Origin of the sequence: Levilactobacillus fujinensis (assembly GCF_003946335.1) — a bacterium.
GTDB classification, from domain to species: domain Bacteria; phylum Bacillota; class Bacilli; order Lactobacillales; family Lactobacillaceae; genus Levilactobacillus; species Levilactobacillus fujinensis.
Genome location: NZ_RHNX01000025.1, coordinates 26,721 through 51,108 on the forward strand (window position 1 = coordinate 26,721; position 24,388 = coordinate 51,108).

Here is a 24,388-nt window from a genome sequence, read left to right on the forward strand (position 1 = left end):
CTATGTCAGAGAAAATTGCAGTACTCGGTGCCGGTTCATGGGGATCAATCTTAGCGAATGTCTTGGATGGAAATGGTCACGATGTTCGTCTGTGGTCGTACAATCCTAAGCAAGTTGAGGAGCTCAACACGCAGCACACGAATTCGCATTACATTAAGGATTTTACCTTTTCTCCCTCGTTAGTGGCCTACTCCGATTTAGCGAGTGCGTTGGTTGACGTTGACGCTATTTTGTTCGTCGTGCCAACTAAGGCGGTTCGTGCCGTTGCCGGACAAGTCAGTGAGATTTTGCAAAAGACGGGCTTACAGCCCCAACTGATTCATGCTAGCAAAGGGATCGAACAAAAAACTTACAAACGGATCTCACAGATTTTAGCGGAAGAGATTCCAGCAACTAATCGGAAATCCGTGACTGTCTTGTCTGGCCCAAGCCATGCAGAGGACGTTGCCCGTAAGGATATTACGTTGATCACGGCGGCTAGTGAAAGTCCAGATGCTGCCAAGTACACGCAAAAGTTGTTCATGACATCTTACTTCCGGGTTTACACCAACTCGGACGTCATCGGGGTCGAAATTGGCGCCGCACTGAAGAATATTATTGCTTTAGGTGCCGGTGCGTTACATGGTTTAGGCTATGGCGATAATGCCAAGGCCGCCCTGATGACACGAGGCCTAGCTGAAATTTCTCGGCTAGGAACCTCGTTTGGTGCCGACCCAATGACTTTTATTGGGTTGTCTGGGGTTGGGGACGTCATTGTGACGGCAACCAGCTCCAACTCACGTAATTGGCGGGCTGGTGACGAATTAGGCCGGGGGGAGGCCTTGGATGACGTTATCAACCACATGGGAATGGTAATCGAAGGTTTGGCCACGACTAAGGCCGCTTACGAATTGTCCCAGGAACGGGGCGTTTCCATGCCAATTACGGAAGCCATTTACCAAGTGATTTATAAGGGTAAGGACATTCGTCAAGCAATCTCTGACCTCATGCAACGTGAAGGTCGGTCTGAATTCTAAAAAGTTCTGGGGATACGGGAAAGGATATTTTTATTATGAGAAAAGTCAGAAAAGCAGTCATTCCAGCCGCGGGTCTGGGTACCCGATTTTTACCAGCCACTAAGGCGTTAGCTAAGGAAATGTTACCGATTGTGGACAAGCCAACGATTCAATTTATCGTTGAAGAAGCCCGCAGATCCGGTATTGAAGACATTGTCATTGTTGATGGGAAGTCTAAGCGATCCATTGAAGACCACTTCGACTCTAACCCTGAACTGGAAGCTAACTTAGCGGCTAAGCACAAGGACGAAATGCTCCGTCAGGTTCAAGAGACGACAGGGATGAACTTGTACTTTATTCGGCAACCTTATCCACGTGGCTTGGGTGATGCCGTTTTGACGGCCAAGGCATTTATTGGTGATGAACCTTTCGTGGTGATGTTGGGTGACGACATGACCGATAGTAAGGTGCCCTTGACCAAGCAATTGATCGACCGGTACAACGAAACGGGGGCGTCAACGTTAGCCGTTATGCGGGTGCCACACAAGGATACTGCTAAGTATGGTGTGATTAATCCCTCTGAAGAGACGGCACCAGGTCTGTACAACGTCACGAACTTCGTTGAAAAGCCACAACCTGATGAAGCACCTAGTGACCTGGCCATTATTGGTCGGTACTTATTTACCCCAGAAATCTTTGAAGCTTTGGAAAATACACCAATTGGATTGGGCAATGAGCTTCAACTGACCGATGCCATTGACAACTTAAACAAGACACAACGAGTCTTTGCCCACGAGTATACAGGGAAGCGGTTTGATGTTGGAAATAAGTTTGGTTGGCTCAAGACAAACATTGAATATGGATTGAACCATCCAGAAACAAAGGACCAACTGCGCGCTTATATTAAGGAACTGAACACGCGTTTAACTAAAGACGAAGAGAAAGCGAAGTCAGTCAAGTCAAAGTAGGTGACAAACTTACTTTTTAATAGTAGAGTAGCACCATGGCTTAAGAGCAGAAGGGAGCGTTAACGTTGAAAAACTATGATGTCATTGTGATTGGTGCGGGTCCCGGCGGTATGACCGGGGCACTGTACGCCTCACGGGCCAACTTATCTGTCTTGATGTTGGACCGTGGAATCTATGGCGGTCAAATGAACAACACAGCAGCAATCGAAAACTATCCGGGGTTCAAGTCGGTCTTAGGACCAGACTTGGCAAAGGATATGTACGATGGCTCGACGCAATTTGGCGCCGAATTTGCTTATGGTAGTGTAGAATCTATCGAAGATCAGGGCGATCATAAAGTCGTGAAGACCGACGATGGTGACTATTCTGCGAAGGCAGTCATCGTGGCCACGGGTTCCGAATATAAGAAGCTGGGGGTTCCCGGTGAAGATCAATTTGGTGGCCGAGGTGTCTCTTACTGCGCAGTCTGCGATGGTGCGTTCTTTAAGAATCGCGAAGTTGCCGTCATTGGTGGTGGCGATTCCGCTGTTGAAGAGAGTATCTACCTGGCTGGTCTAGCATCCAAAGTAACTGTTTTTGTTCGTCGTGATAAGCTACGGGCACAAAAGGTTATCCAGGATCGGGCTTTTGCCAATGAGAAGATCGAATTTGTTTGGAACACGAGTGTTACTGAAGTGTTGGGTGACGACATGAAGGTAACCGGCGTGGCAACTAAGAACAACCAGACCGGCGAAACTGGTGAAAAAGCTGTTAGTGGGGTCTTCATTTACGTGGGGAACTTACCAATGACTGCCGCCTTCAAGGGCCTGGGCATCACAAACGATGCCGGTTGGATCACAACGAATGAGTTGATGCAGACAGCTGTTCCTGGTATCTTTGCTATTGGCGATGTGCGTGAAAAGACGCTCCGACAGATCACAACGGCTGTTGGTGACGGCGGGATTGCTGGCCAAGAAGCTTTCAGTTACCTGGAAACTTTAAAGTCACAAGCAGCTGCAACAAAATAAATGTTAAACTTAGCGGAGACAACCATTCAGGGATGTTTCCGCTTTTTTGTTACGCGAAAAGGGACTACAATGTTTGGTATTAAAATGAATTTTGGCGAAGTCGATTTTTGTTTTAAGTACGAATTCTGCCGGTTGAAGAATAATTGAGACGTGTTACTTGATTAGGGAGAATGGTGACAATTAAATTGTTGGAGGTTGGCCGCACGGCGGTTGGCTCCGTGGTGATACGCATCAAGAAATCTACAATCGAAAGGGAATTCAAAAAAATCAAGGGAGTTGGCAGCAGTATGGGGATGAATCAGTTTTTACAAAGTTTGAGTGACCTGGAAACAATCAATCGAGCACCGGGTTACTTTAAGTTTGAGCAGCATTCTGTGGCGGCGCATTCATTTAAGGTCGCTGAAGTTGCCCAGTTTCTAGGCGACGTTGAGGAACAAGCCGGTCATGCCGTTAACTGGCGGTTGGTCTACGAAAAGGCGTTGAACCACGACTATACGGAGCGGTTTATCGGTGATATCAAGACGCCAGTTAAGTACGCCACGCCGCAACTACGTCATATGTTGGCCGACGTCGAAACGTCGTTGACTGCGAACTTCATTGAAAATGAAATTCCTAAGCAATTTCAAGCGGCATATACGCGGCGATTAGGTGAGGGCAAGGATGATACCCTGGAAGGTCAAATTCTTTCCGTGGCTGACAAGGTCGACTTACTCTATGAGTCATTTGGTGAAATCCAAAAGGGCAATCCGGAACCCGTTTACACAGAAATTTACCGGGAAAGCTTGAGCACGATTTTAACGTTTAAGCGGTTGGATTGCGTGAAGTACTTCTTAGCCGAAGTGCTACCAGAAATGTTGGCAGCAGACTTCAGCGATCGACAAAAATTGGCACAGTTGACGGATGAACTTTTACAGCAACAGGAGGAGCAGGCATGAAGCTAGCCGAAGTGTGGAACCAGAACCTATCAGGAGCAACGGTTCGACCGTTGACTCACGCGGATGACGACCTGATTTATCATTTTCAGGCGGCCCATCCGGATTATTTTGACCATTTTCAAGATCATCCCGTGACCCGCCAAGAGGCCATTCAAGACGTGACGGATATCCCTTTGAATGCACAGGTAGACCAGAAGGCTTACTTAGGCGTTTTTGAGGACGATGAACTCGTCGTCTTGGTCGACTTGATTATTGACTACCCACTGCCTAGTCTGGTTTGGTTGGGCATGTGGCTACCGGCTAAGCAGCTGAGTACGGCCAAGTCAGCCGATTATTACTGGAGCCTAGTCAAGACGTTACGGGCAGCGGATGCCGTTCAATTACAGCTCAGTGTCTTCATGGGTGATCGTCAAATGAAACGGTTCTGGGACGACCTTGGGTTGACGGCCGTTCAAACGACCTCGGTTGTTCGGGGCGAACGGGTTGCCAACGTGACCATTTACCAAGACAAGTTTGATCGATAGGACGCCAAACTAGCGAAAGTATGTTCGGTATGGTAGAATAATTTAGCGTGATGGGAAACGATCCGTTTCCCATCTTTTCTGCTGAAATTAAAAGTTAATTTACCGGACGAAGGTTGAAAGTTCTAAAACACTCAGTATGACTGTCGTAACAGCTAGACTGAGACTAAAATTAAGCAACATTGGCTAGTCATCGCCTTACCGACCGGCAAATATGGGCTCAGGCGTTAGCCACAGCAAGTGGAATCCCTGGCCGCCAAAGTGCGACTGCTTCAACTCATTTAGTGGCGAAACTCTTACTGTCGCAGTAACATGAACATTTGAATTTTCAACCTGCAGACAATAAACGGTAAAATAAATAGTAATTAAAACGGGTAAGGAGGTTATCCATTTATGATTGATCGGCAAACAGACCGTAAATTTGACCTTGTGTCGGATTATCAGCCAACGGGGGACCAACCGAACGCCATTGCACAGCTGACAAAGGGGCTAAACGATGGTGAGAAGGCACAGATTTTGTTAGGAGCAACTGGGACTGGGAAGACGTTTACCATTTCTAACGTCATTAAGAACGTCAATAAGCCCACATTGGTGCTTTCCCATAATAAGACTTTGGCTGGGCAGCTTTATGGGGAGTTTAAACAATTCTTTCCGAATAACGCGGTGGAATATTTTGTGAGTTACTATGATTATTACCAACCGGAAGCGTACGTGCCATCGAGTGATACTTATATTGAAAAGGACTCGTCAATCAACGATGAGATCGATAAGCTGCGGCACTCGGCAACGAGTTCATTGTTAGAAAGAAACGATGTCATTGTGGTCGCCTCTGTTTCCTCCATTTTTGGTTTAGGGGATCCAACTGAATATAAGAATCACGTGGTCTCCCTCCGTGTCGGTCAAGAACTCGAACGTGACGCACTGTTACGTAAATTGGTCAACATTCAATTTGAACGCAATGATTATGACTTTCAGCGGGGCCGGTTCCGAGTCCACGGTGACGTTGTCGAAATTTTCCCAGCCTCACGGGACGACCGGGCGTTACGGGTCGAGTTTTTTGGTGACGAAATCGATCGAATTCGTGAAGTAGATTCCTTGACTGGTGAAATTGTTGGCGATCGCGAACACGTGGCTATCTTTCCGGCGACCCACTTTATGACCAATGACGATGTTATGGCGAAGGCCACGACTGGCATCGAGGGTGAGCTGAAGGACCGGGTTGCTGAATTAGAAGGCGGGGGGAAGTTACTGGAAGCCCAACGTCTCAAGCAACGGACCACCTATGACTTGGAAATGATGCGTGAAATGGGTTACACCAGCGGTATTGAAAACTACTCGCGGTGGATGGACGGCCGTAAAGCCGGTGAACCGCCTTACACGTTGCTAGACTTCTTCCCGAAGGATTTTTTAATGGTCGTCGATGAATCTCACGTGACCATGCCCCAAGTTCGGGGGATGTACAATGGCGACCGTGCCCGCAAGCAACAGTTGGTCGACTATGGTTTCCGGTTGCCCAGTGCACTGGATAACCGTCCATTGAAACTCAATGAGGTCGAGCAGCATATTAATCAAGTTATTTACATGTCTGCGACGCCTGGTCCATACGAGTCTGAACAGACAGATCACGTCGTTCAACAGATTATTCGGCCAACTGGGTTGTTGGATCCCACGATTGAGGTTCGACCAATTATGGGACAAATGGATGACTTAGTTGGTGAAATCAACGCCCGGGTCGATAAGAATGAGCGCACATTTGTGACAACGTTGACCAAAAAGATGGCGGAGGACTTAACGGACTATCTGAAAGACCTCGGCATTAAAGTGGCTTATCTACACTCAGATATCAAGACGCTTGAACGGACCGAGATCATGCGAGACTTACGGTTAGGGAAGTATGATGTCTTGGTCGGCATCAATCTGTTGCGTGAAGGAATCGATATTCCAGAAGTTTCCTTAGTGGCCATTTTGGATGCCGATAAGGAAGGCTTCCTGCGTAACGAGCGCTCTCTGATTCAAACTATTGGTCGGGCAGCACGGAATTCTCATGGGTCGGTTATCATGTATGCCGATTCTGTGACGGCCTCCATGCAAGCCGCCATTGATGAGACGGCACGGCGGCGTCAGGTACAGATCGACTACAACAAGAAGCATGGAATTACCCCAACAACGATTATTAAACCAATTCGTGATTTGATTGCCGTTACGAAGAAAAACGATAATAGTGACGAAAAAGATGATTTCGTTGCGAGTGATTTTGAAGATATGACTAAGGCAGACCAAGAGAAATTAATTTCCCGATTGGAAGACGAAATGCGCGCAGCAGCTAAGAAGCTTGACTTCGAACAAGCGGCGTCCTTACGGGATACGATCATGGATATGAAGACTGAAATCGGGGACTAGGTTAGTTAGGAGAATGCCAATTGGTAAACGATAAGATTGTGATTCACGGGGCGCGGGCCCACAATTTAAAAGATATCGACGTGACGATTCCCAAAAATAAACTGGTGGTCATTAGTGGCCTATCCGGTTCTGGGAAGAGCTCGCTAGCCTTCGACACGCTTTATGCAGAAGGGCAACGACGTTACGTGGAAAGCCTGTCGTCCTATGCACGACAATTTTTGGGGCAAATGGATAAGCCGGATGTTGATTCCATCGACGGCCTAAGTCCTGCTATCTCCATTGACCAGAAAACGACCTCGAAGAACCCCCGTTCCACGGTAGGAACCGTAACGGAGATTAACGACTACTTGCGTCTGTTGTGGGCGCGGGTGGGGACGCCTATCTGTCCTAATGACGGGACCGAAATCACTAGTCAGAGTGTTGAACAGATGGTCGACCAGGTGCTGGCTCTGCCAGAACGGACAAAGTTACAGGTCCTATCACCCATTGTCCGGGCCAAAAAGGGACAGCATAAGAAGATCTTTGAAAAAATTCAGCGCGAAGGATTCGTGCGGGTCCGGGTTGATGGTGAAATCTTAGATATCGACAGTGTTCCCGAATTGAACAAAAATCAGAGCCATGATATTGCTATCGTCATTGACCGGGTGGTTGTGAAAAAGGGCATTCGTTCTCGGCTCTTTGATTCCTTTGAAGCAGCTTTACGCCTAAGTGGCGGCTACGCCATTGCTGATCTGATTGACGGCGAGCCAATGATTTTCTCTGAGCATTATGCTTGCCCCGTCTGTGGTTTTACTGTGGGTGAACTGGAACCCCGGCTTTTCTCCTTTAACGCCCCATTTGGCGCTTGCCCAGACTGTGATGGCTTAGGGGTCAAGCTGGAAGTCGATATGGATCTAGTCGTCCCTGACCCAACGAAAACATTGCGCGAAGGCGCCTTAGAGCCCTGGAATCCAATCAGTTCACAATATTACCCAGCCTTGCTAGAACAAGCCTGTGCGGCCTTTGATATTGATATGGATACACCGTTTAAAGAGCTATCCAAAAGCGACCAGGCAGTGGTGCTATACGGTTCGCAGGGTAAGGAGTTTCATTTCCACTATGAAAATGATTTTGGTGGCGTGCGGGATGTCGACGTGGCCTTTGAAGGGGTCATTCCAAACGTTGACCGGCGTTACCATGAAACCAACAGTGACTTTACCCGCGACGTGATGCGGAAGTACATGACCGAACTGACTTGTCAGACGTGCCATGGGTTCCGCTTGAACCGCCAAGCGTTAAGTGTGAAGATCAATCATCAACACATTGGTGAGGTTTCCAACTTGCCCGTTGATAAGGAACTGGGTTTCTTCAAAGACTTAAGTTTTGGCGAACAGGATCAAGTCATTGCGCAACCAATCCTAAAGGAAATCGGCGACCGGTTAACCTTCTTACGAAACGTTGGGCTAGATTACCTGACGCTGAGCCGTTCGGCACGGACTCTATCCGGTGGGGAAGCACAACGGATTCGGTTGGCGACGCAGATTGGGTCTAACCTGTCTGGGGTGCTCTACATCTTAGATGAACCTTCAATTGGGCTCCATCAACGGGACAACGACCGGTTGATCGCGTCTCTGAAGCAGATGCGTGATTTGGGCAATACCTTAATCGTTGTGGAACACGATGAGGACACCATGCGGGCTGCAGACTACATTGTAGATATTGGCCCGGGGGCCGGTGAAAATGGGGGCCGCGTGATGGCTGCCGGAACGCCTAAACAGGTTATGCGCTCACGGAAATCACTGACGGGGCAATACTTGTCTGGAAAAAAGTACATTCCAGTACCATTGGAACGGCGACAAGGGAACGGTAAGGAAATTCGGGTGACCGGTGCGGCCGAAAACAACTTGAAGGACATTACGGTCGATTTCCCGCTAGGTGAATTTGTCGTGGTCACTGGGGTCTCAGGTTCTGGAAAGTCGACCCTGGTCAATACGATTTTGAAGCGGGCATTGGCACAAAAACTGAATCACAACTCGGAAAAACCCGGGAAATATAAGAGCATCGCTGGTGTAAAAAATATTGAGCGCCTAGTTGATATTGACCAGAGTCCAATTGGTCGGACGCCACGGAGCAATCCGGCAACGTATACCGGGGTCTTTGATGATGTCCGAACGTTATTTGCACAAACCAATGATGCCAAGCTACGCGGGTATCAAAAGGGCCGCTTTAGTTTCAATACCAAGGGTGGTCGTTGTGAGGCTTGCCACGGGGATGGTATCTTAAAGATCGAAATGAACTTTTTACCCGATGTTTACGTACCCTGTGAGGTTTGTCATGGGACCCGGTACAACTCCGAAACGCTTGAAGTAGAATATAAGGGAAAAAACATTGCTGACGTGCTGGACATGACTGTGAGTGAAGCCTTGAAGTTCTTCGAGGCCATTCCTAAGATCACGCGAAAGCTCCAAACGATTCAAGATGTCGGTTTGGGTTACGTGAAGTTGGGGCAACCCGCTACGACATTGTCTGGTGGGGAAGCACAACGGATGAAGTTGGCTTCTGAACTACACAAGCAGCAGAACGGTAAGAACTTCTACATCCTTGACGAACCAACCACGGGGCTTCACGCGGACGACATCAAGCGACTACTGGTCGTTTTGCACCGACTGGTCGATAAGGGGAATACGGTCTTGGTTATCGAACACAATTTGGACGTCATCAAGACGGCGGACCATTTAATTGACCTCGGGCCAGAAGGTGGGGAAGCCGGCGGAAACGTTGTGGCGACCGGAACGCCGGAAGAACTGGCCGAAGTGAAGGGGAGTTATACCGGGAAGTACCTAAAACCGGTCTTAGAACGCGATCGTGCGCGCACGGAAGCGGACCAAAAGAGTAACTGACGGGTAGTCATAAAAACGTCATAATTGGGGCATCAGACTGCTATCATGCGGTTTGAGGCCCTTTTTGTTTGAAGTTAACTTGTGAGAAATGGTGAAAACCAGTACAATAGTTGAAAAGCCGGTCGGCACTTGGCCGGGGTTGTGAGGAGATGTAAGTTTATGTTTAATATGAATCGTACCCGTTGGGGATTTGACTGGGGTGAGTTCATCCTCGGTATTTTATTCATCGTCGCTGCGGTGGGCTTACTACGGTCACCAAAAATCGGTCTGACGGGTTTAGCTATTATCTTTGCTTTCATGGCTTTACTAAGTGGGCTGACCACCATTGCGGGCTACAAAAAGTTACATGATGTTACCGGACTACGCGCAAACTTTGCGTTAGCCTTTGGGATTTTAGACATTCTGATTGCCGTTGTCTTCTTCTTTGACATGAACAGTGCCATTGTGACCTTAGGCTATCTATTTGCACTCTGGTTTATCTTTGATTCGGTTGAGCGATTATTGGTCGCTAGCCATTTACGTGATTTTGGTGGGGCCTTCTTCTGGCTGTCACTGGTCTTAGATGTCATCGGTTTGGCCTTAGGAATCATGTTGTTTATTCATCCAATTGCGGCCGCACTGTCGTTGAACTGGTTGATCGCTATGTTCTTCATCGTCTTCGGAGTCAATGCCATCTGGATTGCGATTGCTCGGAGCCGGTCGTAAGCGTTTGAAGTGACGCGAGCCAGAGTGTGACCATTAGAACTAATTTAATGGTGACAGTTCTTAATGTCGTAAGCGCCATGTGAACAAATCGACCTTCACTCCAGTGAAAATTTTAAAAGTAAAATGAGGTTTCTCCTCAGAATTTGCGGAGAAACTTTTTTTGTCTCACCCGTGATAGCAGATGATGTCATGATTGCCGACGATGTAACCTGTAATGGCAATTATTAACGGTTAGTCAGGCAGTCACTTCCGGTACGTTGTCGGGAGTTGCACAATATCCAGAGTTAACCGCGTGTTTCTGGTGGGGGTTATCAAAATTGTTATGATTTTCGGTGATATTTGTTGAGAATTTAAGATAATCGTTAGGAAAAGACACACCCGGTGTGTTATACTGCTTAAAGATTGTTTTTGAAAAGGAAGTTGGAGGAAAAGCCATGACTGAAGATATTCGCCTGGTTATTATTACCGGGATGAGTGGTGCCGGCAAAACGGTTGCCATGCAAAGCTTTGAAGATTTAGGCTATTTCTGTATCGACAACATGCCACCATCGTTATTACCGAAGTTCTGGGATCTCGTGCGCGAATCGGGAAAGTTGTCTAAGATTGCATTGGTCATCGATTTACGGTCCCGTGCTTTTTACGACGAAATTGTCCGAATGTTGAACGATGTCGCTGTGCATGGAACGATGAACGCACAGGTACTGTTTCTAGATGCTTCCGATGAAGAGTTAGTTTCTCGCTATAAGGAGACCCGGCGTTCCCATCCACTGGCGCGGAATGGTCGGGTGATCGAGGGAATTCAGCGTGAACGTGATCTGCTAGCACCAATTCGTCAGGCTGCCCAGCTGGTCATTGATACAACGAAACTAAGCCCGCGTAAATTGCGGGAAGAAATTTTTCATAATTATGAGACGACGAATGTTCAATTATTTCATATCGAAGTGGTGTCCTTTGGCTTCAAATATGGGTTACCCATCGATGCCGATATCGTGATGGACGTTCGCTTTCTCCCCAACCCTTACTATTTGCCCGCATTACGCGAACAGACAGGATTGGACGAGCCCGTTTATGATTATGTGATGCAGCAGCCTCAGACTGAAGAGTTCTATCAACGGTTCTTGAGTTTACTGACGGCCATCGTGCCGGGGTATCAAAAGGAAGGTAAATCTAATCTCACTATCGCCATTGGATGTACTGGCGGGCAACACCGCTCCGTCGCTTTGGCCCAACGAATTGGTCAGGCACTGGGAGATGCTTACCCCGTGCACGTGACTCACCGGGATATTGAGAAGCGAAAGGAGTCCGCTAATCGCTCATGAAAGATCCAATGCGAACCCGACGGCCTAAAATTGTGGTCATCGGCGGAGGGACGGGCTTACCCGTTATCCTCAGTAATTTACGCGATCAAGACGTCGACATCACTGCGGTGGTGACGGTCGCCGATGATGGCGGTTCTTCTGGTATCATTCGCCACTATGTGAACGTGGTGCCACCTGGAGATATTCGGAACGTCATGGTGGCGTTGGCAGAAGTCCCAGATATTTATAAGGATTTGTTCCAGTATCGGTTCGAAACGAGCGATGATTTCTTCGCTGGCCACGCCATTGGAAACTTGATCATTGCCGCCTTGTCGGAAATGAAGGGCGGTATTTTTGATGCGGTACAGGAGCTCTCACAGCTAATGCGGGTCAATGGCCACATTTATCCGGCCGCCAATGAACCTTTGGAGTTACACGCGCAGTTTGCGGATGGCAGCAAGCTCAGTGGGGAAGCCGAAATTACGGCAGCCCATAAACTGATCAAACGGGTGTGGGTCGAAACCAGTAATCATCATCAACAGCCACAAGCTGTACAACCTGTGATTGATGCAATTATGAATGCGGATCAGATTGTCTTGGGACCCGGGAGCTTATTTACCAGCATTTTGCCCAACCTAATGATTGACAGCGTGGGCCAGGCCGTACGGGATAGTTCGGCCGAGGTGGTCTACATCTGCAATATCATGACGCAGAAAGGCGAAACGGAAAACTTTACCGACGCCGATCACGTCCGTGTTTTGAATGCACATTTAAAAGCTAACTTTATCGATACCGTCTTGGTCAACACCCGCAAGGTGCCCGACCGGTACATCGACTATCAACGGTGGGATGAAATGTCTCAGCCGGTTCGTCATGATTTCCAGGGACTCCGTGATCAGGGGTGCCGGGTTATCTCCACGGATTTTTTAATGCTACGGGATAACGGGGCCTTTCATAATGGGCAAGAGGTCGTGCGCGAACTTTTGAACTTGATTGGTCAACCGCGAGCCCCCAAAGAACGGAGGTCTTAACGATGTCTTATGCCAGTGAAGTCAAAAAGGAATTAACCACGCTCGATGTTCATCGGGAAAATGCGAAGGCCGAGCTGGTTGCGTTGATTCGAATGAACGGTGCATTAGGTTTAGCAAATCACCGTTTCGTGTTGAATGTCCAAACTGAGAATCCTGCTATTGCGCGGCGGATGTACCAGTTGCTCAAACAATTCTACGATTTGGAAAGTGAATTGTTGGTGCGGCGTAAAATGAAGTTAAAGAAAAATAATCTGTACATTGTGCGGGTCAAGTCGGGTGCTACCGAAGTGTTGTCTGACCTTGGGATTTTTGACGGCATGCAACTCTCGGAGTCTGTTCCAGATGAGATTTTGAACGATGATATGCGGGTACGGTCTTACTTACGCGGAGCATTTTTAGCTGGCGGATCGGTCAACAATCCTGAAACTAGTCGTTACCATCTGGAAATCTACTCTTTGTATGAGGAGCACAACCTGATGATTGCGGACATGATGAACCGCTACGACTTGAATGCGCGAACCATCGAACGGCGTAGCGGCTATATCACCTACCTGAAAGGTGCTGAAAAGATTGCTGACTTTCTGTCATTGATCGGTGCGACGACGGCCATGCTGCGGTTTGAAGACGTGCGAATCATGCGCGACATGCGAAATTCGGTCAACCGGTTAGTCAATTGCGAAAATGCCAACTTAGATAAGGTTGCCAACGCCTCAACTCGGCAGATCGACAACATTCAGTTTATCGATTCAACCGTTGGCCTAGGCCAATTGCCAACGAAGTTACGTGAAGTTGCGGAGACACGGTTGGCGCACCAAGAGGTCAGCCTAAAGGAACTGGGAGATCTCGTTCCTGGTGGGCCAATTTCGAAGTCAGGAATCAATCACCGACTACGTAAAATTAATGACTACGCTAAGCAGTTACGCGAAGAAGCGACGGCATAACGGGGTAAGCGTAACAAACTGTCTTATGTCTCACGTTTTGGTATCATAGTGGTGTAAATAAAAGTTGCGTCTTTCAGGATCTAATACTTCTGAAAGGCGCAACTTTTGGCTAATCTTAGTATGGTTACGTAGACGTAAAATTTGACGGTGTGAGGTGTTATCTGTTAAGGTGATTGGTAAATTGCGTGAATGCAATATGATTTCGGGACCAAGCAAAGTGGATTTGTTACATTGTTGCGTGATTTCTAAGCTAGGAGGCTGGTTTTACATGCAAATTCGGCAAGCACAACCGCAAGATGGTGCGCAGATTGCTCCGTTGATCGCCATGATCTATCGTGATATGGAAATGCCCGTATTGAAAAATGTGACGGAAACGGCATTGATTTCGATGCTAACGACGTTATATTCCATGCCAGAAAATCTGAGTGGGCTAGCCCAGACGTTGGTTGCTGGTGAAAAGGATCGTGTTTTGGGCGTGGCCTTTGGGCATCCGGCCGAAAATGAAGTGGCCGTGAATCAAATTTTGAAAAAGGTATCGGCAAGTCAGGCCGGTTTTACGGCACCCCTGGCATTGGGGGGAGAGAGTCGACCAGGCGAGTGGTATTTGAGCATGTTGGCGGTTGCACCGCAAGCTCAAGGTCAGGGAATCGGCAGTCAATTGTTGAACGCCTTGCCTGAATTTGTCGAAAAGCTGGGTAAGTCTAAAATCAGTCTGAACGTCGATGATGGTAATCCCGGCGCAGCCAAGCTTTATCATCGGCAAGGATTTCGGCCAGACGGTCGTTTGATGATCGGTGTCCATCCCTATCAGCACATGGGATTAGCGCTTTAAAAATAAACAATCTAAATATTGAAAATTAATCATCTGCCGGCCGGTAAGGCGACAACTGGTCCGTTTAGCCGTAATAGCACGTTTTAGAACCACAAACAATCAAGAGAACGGCCTCGGTAAGTGTCAGGCTACGCTTAAGTCATTATGGGGCAAAGGCTGACGGCTTAGCATGGTCAACTATGCTAGGAAAATCGCAATAAAAAACATCGACCAAGCGGTCGATGTTTTTTAGAATGTGATTACTTCTTTTGTTCGCTACTGTTCGTCATGATGTGGTCGATTAAACCATAGTCGACGGCGTCTTGCGCACTTAAGTAGTTATCCCGTTCAGTATCCTGATTGATTCGTTCGATAGGTTGACCAGAGTTATCAGCCAAGATCTGGTTGATTAACTTACGGGTCTTCAAAATCTCACGCGCGGCAATTTCAATTTCCGTTTGTTGACCTTGAGCACCACCAGAAGGTTGGTGAATCATCACTTGGGCATGAGGTAAAGCAAAACGCTTACCCTTAGTCCCGGATGAAGCCAAGACACTGGCCATGGAAGCCGCCATCCCCAACGTAATGGTTTGTACGTCGGACTGGATGAAGTTCATGGTATCGTAAATGGCTAAGCCAGAAGATACGACCCCACCTGGTGAGTTGATGTAGAGCGAAATGTCCTTAGTGGAGTCTTGGGCGTCCAAGAAGAGCAATTGCGCAATGATGGCATTTGCCATGTCATCTTCGATTGGGCCAGACAACATAATGATCCGGTCCTTTAATAGTCGTGAATAGATATCATAAGCCCGTTCGCCACGGGATGATTGTTCAATAACTGTTGGTACTAAATTCATGACAAGATAGCCTCCCTTATTAACAATTGTATGGCTAGCGATTAGCTAACATGATGTTAGTGTACCGCTAAGGTCAAAACAGGTCAAACAATTAGACTCTGTTAATTCCCGCAACCATTTGACTAGAACTATCATACCAGAGTTTGACCAAACGTCACGTATTCTGTTACAGCCTTTATCCGGCTGATTAGGAACACGGACTACATAAAAGAGACGAGGATCCTAGTCATGGGCCAATGCGAGCATCTCTCAAAATTTAACGGGTATGTTTGACTAGTGGTCAAGCTTAAATTGACCGCTTACGGGACTAACGTGACCGGTTACGGGGAAGTTATTTTATTTCAACCTACAATATGGTTTACTAGGATTAACGAAAGGGGGTGAGCGCTTGAAGATTCGCGTGGAAGTTGACAACCAGTTGAAAGAACCGGAAGTGACGATTCGGACACCGAATGATGTGGATGTTGACCAGATTGTCAAAGCTATCGAGGGGGCGGAAGCGACGGCCACTCGGATGACGTTTAGTCAACGTGGACAGAACTACCAGGTTGCCCTGCATGACGTCTTGTTTTTTGAGGCAGCGGACCACCAGGTGATGGTGCATACTGCGACCGACGTGTTCTTGACCCATCAGCGGTTATATGAGCTGGAGTCAGTCTTGCCAATCAACTTTTTACGAGTCTCCAAGTCAGCCATCCTGAACTGTGACCAAGTCTTTTCGCTAACGAAGTCCGTCACTGGTAATCTCGTTAAATTTCAAAATTCACACAACCAGCTCTACGTGTCGCGGCGCTTCTACAAGGGCCTAAAAGAAACATTGGAGCGAAAGGGGTAAGTATCATGCATAGAAATTGGTTTCTAGGGATATTCTTCGTCTTAGGTGCGGGTATTCTCATCACAAGTCGGCTCGGAATTTTGAGCTATCACATTGGGTTTTGGGCGTTACTTGTAGCCATGTTTTTAGTAGCCGCCTTCGTGGAAAGTCTGATTCAGGTCAGCGTGACTGGCATGATCTTCTCCCTGGCCTTCCTGGCGATTATTTTCGCTAAGCCGTTGGGAATCGTGGCCTTGGCGCCTTGGACGATTCTAGGGGCCGCGTTGCTACTGTCGATTGGTCTGTCGCTAATCATCAAGCCGCGTTGGCGCTGGCGGCGCAATATGACGATTATCAACGGTTATCACCATGGGCACGGATGGGGAAAAAGTTTTCGCCATGGTTACGACGACATTAAGAACGTCAACGAATCGGAAACCATCGTGGACGTTAACATGAGTAGTAGCATTCGGTACTTACAGTCAAATGACTTCAAACAGGCAGTCGTTAAGGTTTCTATGGGAAGTGCCAAAGTCTACTTTGATAATGTCATTCTAAATGAAGCAGGGGCAACCATCGTGGTTGATGGGTCCTTTGGTGGTGTTGAGTTATACGTGCCACGTACTTGGAACGTTAAGTTAAACGTGAATACTAGCTTTGGCATCGTTGAAGAGAAGGGGGCCCAAGAAATCAACGAAAATGGCCCGGTGGTGGCCATTCAGGGCGATATTTCCTTTGGTAACTTGAGTGTAATTTATATTTGAGCCATTTAGAGCGCGAGTAATCGTGCTTTTTTGGCGAAAAAAAGTCACGTTCGACAACTGAACGTGACTAACCGATTGTTTGTGATGCGCCCGGAGGGAATCGAACCCCCATTTCAAGAACCGGAATCTTACGTGCGATCCATTACACTACGGGCGCATAAAACGTTAAGAAACAACACCAATTATGATAACTGATTTTGGATAAAAATACAAGGGACTTTCTATTTTTCAGGCGCAAAACCATGCTATAATAACGGCACTAACTTTAAGTGGAGGTTCGGTTAAATGACGCGACACAAGACTTTTCGCCTGGTTGTGGATTCACTACTCATGGCAATTGTTCTACTACAAAATATCTTACCATTTCTGGGGTACATTCCGTTGGGGCCCTTTAGCATGACGTTGATTGGCTTAACGGTCATCGTTGCTGGAACCGCATTGGGACCCAAAGATGGGATGCTAATCGGTGGTTTCTGGGGGCTGATCACCTTCATTCGTGCGTTCACTTGGCCATCCAGTCCGGTAGCACCGTTGATTTTTACTAATCCTTTGATCTCTATTCTGCCACGTTTTCTCATGGGGCTGGCAGCTGGTGGACTCTATCTGTGGGGACGTAAGCGACAGTGGTCCATGCATCGTTCAATGGCTGTTGCGGCAGGTTGTGCGGCATTAGTGAACACATTTTTAGTTCTCGGTTTGGTCTTTCTCTTCTATCAGAACCCAACCGTTGCAGCCGCTTTTGGTGCGAAAGGCAATCAGACACTCGGGTATGTCCTGATGATTTCACTCGTCACAAATGGAGTTCCGGAATTTATTCTGGATATCTTAGTGGCGCCACTGATTGCCCGGCCGTTGCGGAGACGTTGGGACCAATTGAACCAGCACTAAACTTAAGGCACGTCTCATTTCTCCAGTTATCTGGGGAATTAAGACGCGTCTTTTTTTGAAATTTTGCCTAACCAGCTGATGGATATGGGATGAAACGGTGCAAAGCTGATGGGGGCTTGTCCACAGCAGGCGAAATTTCTGGTAGCCATGGTGGGGGCAGAGATGTTAACGCATCAATGGCAATAAAAAAGCCACATTCGTAATTGAACGTGGCTAACCGATTATTTGTGATGCGCCCGGAGGGAATCGAACCCCCATTTCAAGAACCGGAATCTTACGTGCGATCCATTACACTACGGGCGCATAAAGCGTTGTACTTCAAGAGCACTTAACTACTATACCCGAAGCTGAATATAAATTCAAGTAGTGGTTACGGCTTTTTCAAAAACAATTTATGTAAGGGCTTTCATTATTTAACGGTATGAATGACTTGCTAATGTTGGGGTAGGGGCTTATACTTATACAGTAAAGGTTAGCTCTGGTTGGCCTTCAATTTTTTGACCAGGGTGGGCGGTAATTAGCCACCGCTGGTCGGTTGTTGTCCCACTAGGAGGTAATCGAATGCGTGAGGATTGGCAATGGGTGGAAGCAATTATGCCCCAAATGGTTACGAAATTAACCAGCCGGTTTCGAATGCTACAAGGTATCGCGAGCCTCCAACCCGTTGGTCGTCGGACCTTGGCGACTAGCCTAGACTGTTCCGAACGGACCGTGCGCACCACGACGGATGCTTTAGCCGACTTGGGTTTCATTCAAATGTCGGTTAAGGGGATGCAGATGACGGCGGTTGGACAGCGTGTCCTGCAGGGATTGATTCCCATTATGGATGAACTCGCCGGCCGACAACAACGAGAACTAGAATTGGCAGAACGCTTGCATATTGCACACTGCACCATTGTTCCAGGCGATAGTACGGCGGCGACCGGTAATCTGGCTGGCTTAGCGCAAGCGGCTGGTCAGGTGCTGACCGATCAATTGCCGGCTGGAAAAAGCATCGTTGCAGTTATGGGTGGTCATACTCTAGCGAACGTGGCTGAAAATTTGACGCCAACGTTAGCGATGAACCGCGATTTGCTTTTCGTTCCCGCTCGTGGCGGGGTTGGCGAGTCACCAGCAATTCAAGCGAATGCTGTCAGTGCACGTATGGCCCAACGGACCAATAGTGATTTTCGGTCATTGTACGTTCCCGAACAGTTAACCACCGCAACTTATAAGCCGCTCTTTGCAGAGCCTGCCATTCACGAGGTCCTGCAGCTGATTGCGCAGAGTAATGTCGTCATTCACGGCATTGGTCAGGCACTGGTCATGGCCGAGCGGCGGAAAATGACGCCACACGTCATCGCCGATTTGACCGCTGCCCATGCCGTGGGTGAAGCCTTTGGCTATTTCTTTGATGCCGAGGGTCGGGTGGTTAGTAAATTTCCCCGCATTGGGTTAGACATTGCGGATTTAGCCGCTAAACAACTTGTGATCGCCGTTGCCGGTGGTGCCGAGAAGGGCGCTGCAATCGCGGCATACATGCATTTAGCGCCAGCACAGACTTGGTTAATAACCGATGAAGGTGCTGCTGACTTTGTTTTAAAAAAGTGATACACTTAACATGTACTGCTTTTTAAAAAAATTATCTTTGTTTGCTTCCTGAAGGAGGAAATCACAGTATGACTGTAAAGATTGGTATTAATGGTTTCGGACGTATCGGCCGTTTGGCTTTCAAGCGGATTCACGAACTCCACTCAAGTGACATCGAAGTAGTTGCCATCAACGATTTGACGACACCTTCAATGTTGGCTTACTTGTTGAAGTATGACTCAACTCATGGCCGTTTCCCTGGCGAAGTTTCCGCTACGGACACTGGCATCGTGGTTGACGGTAAGGAATACCCTGTTTATGCTGAACCAAAGGCACAAAACATTCCTTGGGTTAAGAATGACGGTGTTGACTTCGTTCTCGAATGTACCGGTTTCTACACTTCCGAAGAAAAGGCTCACGCCCACATCGAAGCTGGTGTTAAGCGGGTATTAGTATCTGCTCCAGCCGGTGCCGTTACGACTGTTGTACCTGGTGTTAACTTGGACGTCTTAAGCAAGGACGATATCATCGTTTCTGCTGGTTCTTGCACGACCAACTGTTTAGCACCAATGGCTTACTACCTGAATGAAGAATTCGGTATCAAGGCTGGTACTATGACAACTATTCATGCCTTCACTGCTACCCAACAAATCTTGGATGGCCCTCGTGGCAAGAAGATGCGTAACAACCGTACTGCAAGCATTAACACTATTCCTCACTCAACTGGTGCTGCTAAGGCTATTGGCTTAGTTATCCCAGAATTGAAGGGTAAGTTACAAGGCCATGCACAACGTGTTGGTGTTGTTGACGGTTCATTGACTGAATTGGTTACTGTTCTGGACAAGAACGTTACTGCTGACGAAATCAACGAAGCTATCAAGAAGCACACGGTTAACAACGACGCCTTTGGTTACAACGCTGATGAAATCGTTTCTACTGATATCATCGATGATGACCATGGTTCTGTCTTTGACCCAACCCAAACGGAAGTTACTACCGCTGGTGACACGCAATTAGTTAAGACTGTTGCTTGGTACGACAACGAATGGGGCTTCACTTGCAACATGGTTCGGACGTTATTGCACTTCGCAACGCTCTAATCCGACCGTTGTAAATTAGCTTAAAATAGACTCACAGACGTGGCGGGGGGTGGAATTTCCTCGCTGCGTTTTTTGTAAGTCACTAAAAAAATGCATAAGTCCTTTGAAATTCAAAGGTAAGTGCTGTATATTGTGAAAGTAATCTTTTAAAAGATATTACTCAAGGAGGGTTTTCTAAATTGGCTAAATTAACAGTTTCTGATTTAGACTTAGAGGGCAAAAAAGTCCTGATGCGGGTCGACTTTAACGTCCCAATCAAAGACGGCGTCATTGGTAACGATAACCGTATCGTTGCTGCATTACCAACGATTAAGTACGTTATTGAACATGGTGGCAAGGCCATCCTCTTATCTCACTTAGGTCGGATCAAGAAGGAAGAAGACAAGCCAGGTTTGTCCATGCGTCCAGTTGCAGAACGTCTGTCCAACCTGTTAAACAAGCCAGTTACCTTTGTCCCAACCACTGAAGGTAAGCAGCTTGAAGACGCCATTGATGGCTTGAACAACGGCGACATTTTAGTTATGGAAAATACCCGTTACGAAGATGTTAAAGACGGCGAATACGTTAAACGTGAATCCGGTAACGACCCTGAACTGGGTAAGTACTGGGCTTCATTGGGTGACGTCTTCGTTAACGATGCTTTTGGGACGGCTCACCGTTCACACGCTTCTAACGTGGGCATTGCTTCCAATATGGCCCAAACGGCTGCTGGTTTCTTAATGGAAAAGGAAATCACCTTCATTGGTGGCGCCGTAGATAATCCTGAGCACCCATTCGTTGCTATCTTGGGTGGTGCCAAGGTTTCTGACAAGATCGGTGTTATCGATAACTTGTTAGCTAAGGCTGATAAGATTCTTATCGGTGGTGGGATGACTTACACATTCTACGCTGCTAAGGGAATGAAGATTGGGAACTCATTGGTTGAAACTGACAAGATCGACTTAGCCAAGGAAATCTTGGACAAGGCCGGTGACAAGTTGGTTCTTCCAATTGACTCCGTAGTCGCTGAAAAGTTCGATAACGATGCTGCCCACAAGACTGTTGATGGCGACGTTCCTGATGGCTACATGGCTCTTGATATTGGCCCTAAGTCCGTTGCTGAATTCAAAGATGTTTTGAAGGATGCTAAGACTGTTGTTTGGAACGGCCCAATGGGTGTCTTCGAAATGAGTAATTATGCAGAAGGTACTTTGGAAATCGGCAAGTTCTTGGGAACTTTGACGAATGCCAAGACGATTGTTGGTGGTGGTGACTCAACGGCCGCTGTTCAACAACTTGGTGTTGCTGACAAGCTTTCTCACATCTCCACTGGTGGTGGTGCTTCCCTTGAATACCTTGAAGGTAAGACCTTACCAGGAATCGCTGCAATTTCTGAAAAATAAATAAATATAAAGGGCTGTGGTGGCATCATCATGGCTCTTTGTTATGATGATTGCTCGCGGTGAAGGGTCTTCGCTGGCTAATCTGACCTGAATTGGGTAAGATGATGAGCGTAGTCAATTTATTTTTAGGAAAGGGTGGATAAGGTTGCGGATACCACTCATTGCAGGAAACTGGAAAATGAATAAATCGGTGGCTTCGGCGAAGCAGTTCATGACGGCTGTTCAGGGCAAACTACCCGCCGCAGACCAAGTTGAAACGGCCGTTGCAGCGCCAGCATTATTTTTGCAGACGATGTTGGAAGCTAATACGGATAACGTCTTACGGGTTGCGGCAGAGGCTTGCTACTACGAGGATGAAGGTGCCTACACGGGTGAAACTAGTCCCAAGGCACTGCACGAGATGGGAATCCCGTACACCATCGTTGGGCATTCTGAACGTCGCCGGTACTTTAACGAGACAGACGATGTCATCAACCGAAAAGTTCAAGCCGTCTTTCGTAACGGCATGACGCCAATTGTTTGTTGTGACGAAACCATGGGGCGGCGTGAATCCGGTGAAAAAATTCACTGGGTCGTTAACCAAGTTTCGGCGGCGTTAAAAGGCGTTAGTGCTGAAGACGCAGCGAAGATCGTAGTTGCTTACGAACCGAGCTGGGCAATTGGTAGTGGCGCGACGGCGTCCACTGAGCAAGCTGAAGAAGGCTGCTACCTCATTCGTCAAACATTAGCTGATATTTATTCTGATGATTTGGCAAATGGCGTTCGCGTTTTATACGGTGGGAGTGTCAAACCAGACAATATTGCGGGCATTATGGGTCGTGATAATGTCGATGGTGTTCTCGCGGGCGGCTCTAGTTTGGATGAAAGCTCTTTCATTAAGCTAGCAAACTACCAAAATTTGTAAAACGGTCAAAATGTGATTGAAAGTTCAAAGTTAAACTTATAGAATGAAACATGGGATTGTTATCTTGTTCCCGTGAAGCCAAACTTTCTTAAGGAGAGAATACAAAAATGTCTATTATTTCTGATATTTACGCACGCGAAGTCTTAGATTCACGTGGTAACCCAACTGTTGAAGTTGAACTCTACACTGAAGCCGGTGCTATGGGCCGTGGAATCGTTCCTTCTGGTGCATCTACTGGTGAACACGAAGCCGTTGAACTTCGTGATGGCGACAAGAGTCGTTTCATGGGTAAGGGTGTTACGAAGGCTGTTGATAATGTTAACAACATCATCGCCAAAGAAATCGTGGGCTACGATGTTACTGACCAACGTGCCATTGACCAAGCTATGATCGATCTTGATGGTACGCCAAACAAGGGTAAGTTAGGTGCTAACGCTATCCTTGGTGTCTCCTTAGCCGCTGCACGGGCTGCTGCTGACGAATTGGGCCAACCTCTGTACAACTACTTAGGCGGGTTCAATGGTCACGTCTTACCTACGCCAATGATGAACGTTATCAACGGTGGGAAGCACGCCAACAACAAGGTTGACTTCCAAGAATTCATGATTATGCCTGTTGGTGCCAAGACTGTTAAGGAAGCCATCCGGATGGGTTCTGAAACGTTCCACAACTTGAAGAACTTGTTGAACGAAAAGGGTTACTCTACTGCCGTTGGTGACGAAGGTGGTTTTGCTCCTGACTTGAAGAACAACGAAGAACCATTCGAAATCTTAGTTGAAGCTATCAAGAATGCCGGTTACGTACCTGGTAAGGACGTTGCGATTGCCTTTGACTGTGCTTCATCAGAATTCTACAATGCTGACACCAAGAAGTACGAACTTAAGGGTGACGGTAAGGAATACACTGCTGAAGAATTTGTTAGCTTGCTTGAAAGCATTGTTGACAAATACCCAGTTGTTTCCATCGAAGATCCTTTGGATGAAAACGAATGGGAAGACTGGCAGATGGCTACTGAACGCCTTGGCAAGAAAGTCCAAATCGTTGGTGACGACTTATTCGTTACGAACACGGACTACTTGGCAAAGGGTATCAAGATGGGCGTTGCCAACTCTATCTTAATCAAACTAAACCAAATCGGTACTTTGACTGAAACCGTTGAAGCCGTTGAAATGGCTAAGGAAGCTGGTTACACGGCCGTTATCTCCCACCGTTCTGGTGAAACTGAAGACACGACTATCGCTGACTTAGTTGTTGCTTTGAATGCTGGTCAAATCAAGACTGGTTCTATGAGCCGTGGCGAACGGATCGCGAAGTACAACCAATTGATGCGGATCGAAGATCAATTAGGTAAGACTTCCAACTACAAGGGGATTCACTCCTTCTACAACTTGAGCGAAGACGCACGTTTGGCCATCGTCAACAAGTAATTTAAAGTGAATAAAATGTGAGGTAGGCCCAGAAATGGACTTGCCTCATTTTTTTTTGGAAAAAATTTGCGAAATAAAAAAATATTCAGCCTATTTTTTCGGAGTTAACTATAACGGCTCTTTGTCAACCGGTGTTGATGGAGGGAATTTCGGAGGTTCAATTCATTTACGAATTGGGCCTCTTTTTTGTAC

Annotated in this window: 21 protein-coding genes and 2 tRNA genes; 20 read left to right on the plus strand and 3 right to left on the minus strand. The window is 47.3% G+C overall.

Annotated elements, in window-relative coordinates; all coding sequences use genetic code 11:
* The first annotated feature begins 2 nt into the window (after positions 1–2).
* From EKM89_RS09515 to EKM89_RS09570, 12 genes are all read left to right on the plus strand, one after another.
* Positions 3–1,016 carry an NAD(P)H-dependent glycerol-3-phosphate dehydrogenase gene (locus EKM89_RS09515; protein WP_125687998.1) on the plus strand — a complete coding sequence of 338 codons (1,014 nt, stop codon included), beginning with the start codon at positions 3–5 and terminating at the stop codon, positions 1,014–1,016.
* Between the two features lie 35 nt (positions 1,017–1,051).
* Positions 1,052–1,963: a UTP--glucose-1-phosphate uridylyltransferase GalU gene (gene galU, locus EKM89_RS09520; protein WP_125688000.1), complete on the plus strand. Its 912-nt coding sequence runs from the start codon at positions 1,052–1,054 to the stop codon at positions 1,961–1,963.
* Positions 1,964–2,028: 65 nt separating this feature from the next.
* Complete coding sequence (trxB, locus tag EKM89_RS09525) at positions 2,029–2,970, plus strand: thioredoxin-disulfide reductase (RefSeq protein ID WP_125688002.1); 942 nt, start codon at positions 2,029–2,031, stop codon at positions 2,968–2,970.
* A 287-nt stretch (positions 2,971–3,257) separates the two neighbouring features.
* Positions 3,258–3,905: a YfbR-like 5'-deoxynucleotidase gene (locus EKM89_RS09530; protein WP_125688038.1), complete on the plus strand. Its 648-nt coding sequence runs from the start codon at positions 3,258–3,260 to the stop codon at positions 3,903–3,905.
* Positions 3,902–4,429: an acetyltransferase gene (locus tag EKM89_RS09535; protein ID WP_125688004.1), complete on the plus strand. Its 528-nt coding sequence runs from the start codon at positions 3,902–3,904 to the stop codon at positions 4,427–4,429. Before EKM89_RS09530 ends, EKM89_RS09535 begins: the two co-directional genes overlap by 4 nt.
* Positions 4,430–4,819: 390 nt before the next feature.
* Positions 4,820–6,826, plus strand: a complete 2,007-nt coding sequence (uvrB, locus tag EKM89_RS09540; protein ID WP_125688006.1) for an excinuclease ABC subunit UvrB — start codon at positions 4,820–4,822, stop codon at positions 6,824–6,826.
* A gap of 20 nt (positions 6,827–6,846) precedes the next feature.
* Positions 6,847–9,705, plus strand: coding sequence for an excinuclease ABC subunit UvrA (uvrA, locus tag EKM89_RS09545; RefSeq protein ID WP_125688008.1), 2,859 nt, complete (start codon positions 6,847–6,849; stop codon positions 9,703–9,705).
* A 159-nt stretch (positions 9,706–9,864) separates the two neighbouring features.
* On the plus strand, positions 9,865–10,410 hold the full coding sequence (locus EKM89_RS09550; protein ID WP_125688010.1) for an HdeD family acid-resistance protein: 546 nt from the start codon (positions 9,865–9,867) through the stop codon (positions 10,408–10,410).
* Positions 10,411–10,844: 434 nt separating this feature from the next.
* Positions 10,845–11,729: an RNase adapter RapZ gene (gene rapZ, locus EKM89_RS09555; protein WP_125688012.1), complete on the plus strand. Its 885-nt coding sequence runs from the start codon at positions 10,845–10,847 to the stop codon at positions 11,727–11,729.
* The gene (locus EKM89_RS09560; RefSeq protein ID WP_125688014.1) at positions 11,726–12,739 is read left to right on the plus strand and encodes a gluconeogenesis factor YvcK family protein; all 1,014 of its coding nucleotides are present in this window, start codon (positions 11,726–11,728) and stop codon (positions 12,737–12,739) included. Before rapZ ends, EKM89_RS09560 begins: the two co-directional genes overlap by 4 nt.
* 2 nt (positions 12,740–12,741) lie before the next feature.
* Positions 12,742–13,680 (plus strand): DNA-binding protein WhiA, encoded by a 939-nt coding sequence (whiA, locus tag EKM89_RS09565; protein WP_125688016.1) that lies wholly within the window; start codon positions 12,742–12,744, stop codon positions 13,678–13,680.
* 268 nt (positions 13,681–13,948) lie between these two features.
* Positions 13,949–14,512: a GNAT family N-acetyltransferase gene (locus EKM89_RS09570; protein ID WP_125688018.1), complete on the plus strand. Its 564-nt coding sequence runs from the start codon at positions 13,949–13,951 to the stop codon at positions 14,510–14,512.
* Between the two features lie 239 nt (positions 14,513–14,751).
* Here the strand turns inward: EKM89_RS09570 and clpP are convergent, their stop codons facing one another.
* Entirely contained in the window at positions 14,752–15,348 is a 597-nt protein-coding gene (gene clpP, locus EKM89_RS09575) for an ATP-dependent Clp endopeptidase proteolytic subunit ClpP (RefSeq protein ID WP_057800759.1), read from the minus strand.
* Positions 15,349–15,736: 388 nt separating this feature from the next.
* On the opposite strand from clpP, the gene EKM89_RS09580 reads away from it, so the two are divergent.
* On the plus strand, positions 15,737–16,183 hold the full coding sequence (locus EKM89_RS09580) for a LytTR family DNA-binding domain-containing protein (protein ID WP_125688020.1): 447 nt from the start codon (positions 15,737–15,739) through the stop codon (positions 16,181–16,183).
* A 5-nt stretch (positions 16,184–16,188) separates the two neighbouring features.
* Positions 16,189–16,926 carry a LiaF transmembrane domain-containing protein gene (locus EKM89_RS09585; RefSeq protein WP_125688022.1) on the plus strand — a complete coding sequence of 246 codons (738 nt, stop codon included), beginning with the start codon at positions 16,189–16,191 and terminating at the stop codon, positions 16,924–16,926.
* A gap of 85 nt (positions 16,927–17,011) precedes the next feature.
* Here the strand turns inward: EKM89_RS09585 and EKM89_RS09590 are convergent.
* Positions 17,012–17,083: transfer RNA gene (locus tag EKM89_RS09590), tRNA-Arg, on the minus strand.
* Positions 17,084–17,211: 128 nt separating this feature from the next.
* Here EKM89_RS09590 and EKM89_RS09595 point away from each other — a divergent pair.
* Complete coding sequence (locus tag EKM89_RS09595) at positions 17,212–17,814, plus strand: ECF transporter S component (protein WP_125688024.1); 603 nt, start codon at positions 17,212–17,214, stop codon at positions 17,812–17,814.
* Between the two features lie 231 nt (positions 17,815–18,045).
* Here the strand turns inward: EKM89_RS09595 and EKM89_RS09600 are convergent.
* Positions 18,046–18,117: transfer RNA gene (locus EKM89_RS09600), tRNA-Arg, on the minus strand.
* A gap of 258 nt (positions 18,118–18,375) precedes the next feature.
* On the opposite strand from EKM89_RS09600, the gene EKM89_RS09605 reads away from it, so the two are divergent.
* The 5 genes from EKM89_RS09605 (at position 18,376) to eno (ending at position 24,196) form a co-directional block, all read left to right on the plus strand.
* Positions 18,376–19,404 (plus strand): sugar-binding transcriptional regulator, encoded by a 1,029-nt coding sequence (locus tag EKM89_RS09605; RefSeq protein ID WP_125688026.1) that lies wholly within the window; start codon positions 18,376–18,378, stop codon positions 19,402–19,404.
* A 68-nt stretch (positions 19,405–19,472) separates the two neighbouring features.
* Positions 19,473–20,483, plus strand: a complete 1,011-nt coding sequence (gene gap / locus EKM89_RS09610; protein ID WP_125688028.1) for a type I glyceraldehyde-3-phosphate dehydrogenase — start codon at positions 19,473–19,475, stop codon at positions 20,481–20,483.
* A gap of 179 nt (positions 20,484–20,662) precedes the next feature.
* Positions 20,663–21,865: a phosphoglycerate kinase gene (locus tag EKM89_RS09615; protein ID WP_125688030.1), complete on the plus strand. Its 1,203-nt coding sequence runs from the start codon at positions 20,663–20,665 to the stop codon at positions 21,863–21,865.
* Between the two features lie 145 nt (positions 21,866–22,010).
* Positions 22,011–22,769, plus strand: a complete 759-nt coding sequence (tpiA, locus tag EKM89_RS09620) for a triose-phosphate isomerase (protein WP_125688032.1) — start codon at positions 22,011–22,013, stop codon at positions 22,767–22,769.
* 107 nt (positions 22,770–22,876) lie between these two features.
* A complete protein-coding gene (eno, locus tag EKM89_RS09625) occupies positions 22,877–24,196 on the plus strand; it encodes a phosphopyruvate hydratase (protein WP_125688034.1) in 1,320 nt (439 codons plus the stop codon).
* Positions 24,197–24,388 lie beyond the last annotated feature (192 nt).